Genomic DNA, 3870 nt, shown 5'->3' on the forward strand with positions numbered 1-3870 from the left:
TTTGAACTCCATTAAAGAGGCTTTGAACTCCATTAAAGAGTGTTTGAACTCCATTAAAGAGTGTTTGAACTCCATTAAAGAGTGTTTGAACTCCATTAAAGAGGCTTTGAACTCCATTAATGAATCTTTGATACTCGTGAACAAGCATAAAAACTCCCAATACGGTTCGGTTAAGGTTATTTGATAGAAAATAAGAGATCCCAAAGACGCGATTTATCGCCGTCTCTACGAAGGACTGATTATTGTAAAGACGGCGATTTATCGCGTCTCCAATCCCCAATACTTCGGCAACTCTTGGAGACGCTACGCGTTAGCGGAGCTTTCGCTTTAGCGATACGCTCAGTACAAGTCCCCAATCCCTAATCCCCAATGCCCAAAATTCGGGTACTCGTTGTTGATGACGCCGTAGTAGTACGGAGTCGAGTAAGTAAAATTTTGTCTAGCGATCCAGAACTGGAGGTGGTAGGAGTCGCAGCTAACGGTCGCATTGCCCTTGCCAAGATTTCCCATGTTAATCCTGATGTAATCATCCTGGATATCGAGATGCCAGAGATGGATGGTTTGCAAACCCTGGTTGCTATCCGACAAATGTATCCACGTTTACCAGTGATTATGTATAGTACCTTCACCCGCAGTGGAGCGATCGCAACGCTGGAAGCTCTTTCTTTAGGGGCTTCAGACTATGCCACAAAACCTAGTAACTTAGGAAGTGTAGAGGCAGCAAACCAACATATTCGGGATGATTTAATTCCCAAAATTAAGGTATTTGGTGCATTTTTCACACCAAGCACAATTACTCATCCAGTTGTTTTTCCCGTTCGTAGCGATATACAGCAGGTGGAGGTTGTGGCAATTGGGGTTTCTACCGGAGGCCCAAATGCTCTGGCTGTACTGCTTAAGGAGTTTCCAGCAGATTTCTCAGTGCCGATTTTGATTGTGCAACACATGCCGCCAATGTTTACGAAACTACTAGCTAAACAATTAGCTTCCAAGTGTCAAATCCCAGTAGATGAAGCGGTTTCTGGAGAGATACTAGAACCTGGACATGCCTGGATTGCACCAGGAAATTTTCATCTAATTGTGCAACGCGACAAAACTGGGGTTAGACTTGCCATCCATCAAGCATCAAGAGAAAATTCTTGTCGTCCTTCAGTCGATGTGCTGTTGCGATCAGTTGCACAGGTTTATGGTGCTGGGGCGATCGCAGTTATCCTCACGGGTATGGGGCAAGATGGGTTACATGGCTGTCAGTGCATACGCGAGGCGGGTGGACAGGTACTTGCACAAGACAAAGCTACTAGCGTCGTGTGGGGAATGCCTGGTTTTGTCGTTAATGCCGGACTTGCGAATAAAATTCTTCCACTTAACCAAATCGCAGATGAGATTATGCACAGAATTCGTTCCAATAAAATTCCTCTTTCAGACCTGTAATGACACAGATTATGGGTGTAAGCACCACTGATTTTGAGTATCTTCGTCAATTAGTTCACGATCATTCAGCAGTTGTATTATTTGGTGATAAAAGCTATTTAGCAGAGTTACATTTGCAGCCAATTGTCGAATCGGCAGGATTCGCTGACATCCCTGATTTGGTAACTTACTTGCGAACTCACCCGTTTAATAATCTTCATATCCAGACAATCGAGGCGCTAGTCACTAACGAAACCTCATTCTTCCGTGATAGCCACCCTTTTGAAGCATTGAAAGAATACGTCCTACCAGAGTTAATTAAACAACGACAAATTGAGCGATCGCTCAACATTTGGTGTGCTGCCTGCTCCAATGGACAAGAACCTTATAGCATCGCCATACTAATTCATGAACATTTTCCCATGCTTACCAATTGGTCTTTAAGGCTAATTGCGACTGATTTTTCTACTAAGGTTTTAGCGCGTGCCCGCGAAGGGCATTATAACAAACTTGAAATTAATCGGGGACTACCTAAAAATATTTGTGATCAGTACTTTCAAAAGCTAGATACTGACTGGCAAATAAATGAACAAATCCGCCAGATGGTTGATTTTCGTCAGTTGAATCTTTTGCAATCTTGGTCATCTTTGCCGCAATTCGACGTTATCTTTTTACGGAATGTTTTAATCTACTTTGATGTTGTGACCAAGAAAGCCTTGCTAAAAAAGATCAAGCAGCAATTAAGGCCAAATGGCTACTTGTTTCTCGGTAGTGGTGAAACGACTATCAGTCTAGATGAATCATTCAAGCGAGTTTTATTTGACAAGGCTATCTGCTATCGATTGCACAATCCTGAAGTCAAAATTCCCGATTGAGGTAAAAATCAGCAAGCTGCTATTTGCAGCCACTTATGAGGTACTTTATTTTAGCGGATCGTGTCCCCAATTCTTTAAAGAGTAGCACCAGCGTGTGTGTTCTAAATCGTCGCCCGATGGCTGCTGCGCCATGTGACGGTGGACGTAACTAATAACTTTCTTCATGTGCGAAAGGTCATCATCGGTATAGTCATCTTTTTTCTGCAATAACTGGATGATACGCCGCCCAGATTTATGACCAATTGACTCATCCTCGCCATCTTTTTGCCCCACAGTTTGCGACTCATCCGTATCTAACCAAGACTCTAGTTCCTTGGGTGTCATATTCACAGCTTGATGAAACTCTTCAATCACCGATTTAACATCTTTACTCATGACTAACTATTACTCCTCTACTTTTTTAAGAGCATCAGGCTTGTGAGCAGCTTGTTTTCCTGTCTTATCACTTTCAACTAAGTACTCAGGGTTATCTTCACTTGCAGCGATATGGTGTTCTTTAATATCTGTAGGCGAAGTGAGTTTCTTTACTACTTTGCCAGTTGTCTTGCCTTGTGAAGTATTCCATTCAACCCGATCGCCCTTTTGGAATTGTTCAGCCACATTCATCTCCTAAATGATTTTTTATACCTGCTAAAGTCACATTATGTCTGCGACTTGAAAAGCAGCCATCATTCTAGTGATAGAGAAAACATCCGTCATTAAGTCAGTAATTTAATTTGATGTGAGATGAAATTAGGCGATCGCTCTAACCAGCTTGATACAATAGCTGTGCGTAGGCGTAGCCCGTCGTAGACATCGCCTCATAATAAAAAAAGATTAAGCAGATCCTTAAAAAACTCTCAATGAGCCAGACTAGCCTAAATTTAGTTGCAATATCCATCTTTCTGATGACCCTATCGGTACTGCTGGGGCCATTCTTGAATTTATCCCCGGCAGTACCGGCGCTTGCTACCTTCGCTATTTTGGGAATAGCTACTTTAGACAGTTTTAGCTTGCAAGGTAAGGGTGGTACTATCTTTTTAGATTGGATTGCTGGTTTTTCAAGTGAACACCGCGATCGCATCGTCCATCACGAAGCAGGGCATTTCTTGGTTGCTTACCTGTTGGGTATTCCCGTTACCGGCTACACCCTCAGCGCATGGGAAGCCTGGAAACAGGGACAACCAGGGCAAGGCGGCGTTAGCTTTGATGATGGCCAATTAGCATCTCAACTAGAAGTAGGTAAAATCAGTGCCCAAATGCTAGACCGCTACTGCACTGTTTGGATGGCGGGTATTGCTGCTGAAACCCTAGTTTTTAATAATGCTGAGGGGGGAGGTGATGATAAAAATAAGCTGATGGGAGTCTTGACAATTGTGGGCTTTTCTGAATCAGTTTCTCAGCAGAAACTACGGTTTCATACCCTCCAGGCAAAAACCCTTCTGCAAGAAAATTGGTCTAGCTATGAGACTTTAGTTAATGCCATGCGACAACGCACTTCGGTAGAAGATTGTCATGCTGAGTTAGGAGTAGGGAGTAGGGAGTAGGGAGAGCAGCGGAGGCAGGGGAGGTAGGGGGAGATGAAGGAGGGAGAAGAATTAATAAC

Annotated in this window: 5 protein-coding genes; 3 read left to right on the forward strand and 2 right to left on the reverse strand. The window is 43.3% G+C overall.

Annotation, left to right across the window (positions count from 1 at the left end):
- Nucleotides 1–369: 369 nt before the first annotated feature.
- Together ACFFAP_RS36980 and ACFFAP_RS36985 are read left to right on the forward strand one after the other, a co-directional pair.
- On the forward strand, nt 370–1431 hold the full coding sequence (locus tag ACFFAP_RS36980; RefSeq protein ID WP_375515863.1) for a chemotaxis response regulator protein-glutamate methylesterase: 1062 nt from the start codon (nt 370–372) through the stop codon (nt 1429–1431).
- Nucleotides 1431–2285 (forward strand): CheR family methyltransferase, encoded by an 855-nt coding sequence (locus ACFFAP_RS36985; RefSeq protein ID WP_375515864.1) that lies wholly within the window; start codon nt 1431–1433, stop codon nt 2283–2285. The genes ACFFAP_RS36980 and ACFFAP_RS36985 overlap by 1 nt, the downstream gene beginning before the upstream one ends.
- A gap of 45 nt (nt 2286–2330) precedes the next feature.
- Here the strand turns inward: ACFFAP_RS36985 and ACFFAP_RS36990 are convergent, their stop codons facing one another.
- Entirely contained in the window at nt 2331–2660 is a 330-nt protein-coding gene (locus ACFFAP_RS36990) for a DUF3140 domain-containing protein (protein ID WP_375515865.1), read from the reverse strand.
- Nucleotides 2661–2669: 9 nt separating this feature from the next.
- The gene (locus ACFFAP_RS36995) at nt 2670–2885 is read right to left on the reverse strand and encodes a DUF2945 domain-containing protein (protein ID WP_375515866.1); all 216 of its coding nucleotides are present in this window, start codon (nt 2883–2885) and stop codon (nt 2670–2672) included.
- A 242-nt stretch (nt 2886–3127) separates the two neighbouring features.
- On the opposite strand from ACFFAP_RS36995, the gene ACFFAP_RS37000 reads away from it, so the two are divergent.
- Nucleotides 3128–3811, forward strand: coding sequence for an ATP-dependent Zn protease (locus ACFFAP_RS37000; protein WP_375515867.1), 684 nt, complete (start codon nt 3128–3130; stop codon nt 3809–3811).
- Nucleotides 3812–3870: the final 59 nt, after the last annotated feature.

It is taken from the genome of uncultured Nostoc sp. (genome assembly GCF_964245575.1).
In the GTDB taxonomy this organism is placed as follows: Bacteria; Cyanobacteriota; Cyanobacteriia; order Cyanobacteriales; family Nostocaceae; genus Nostoc.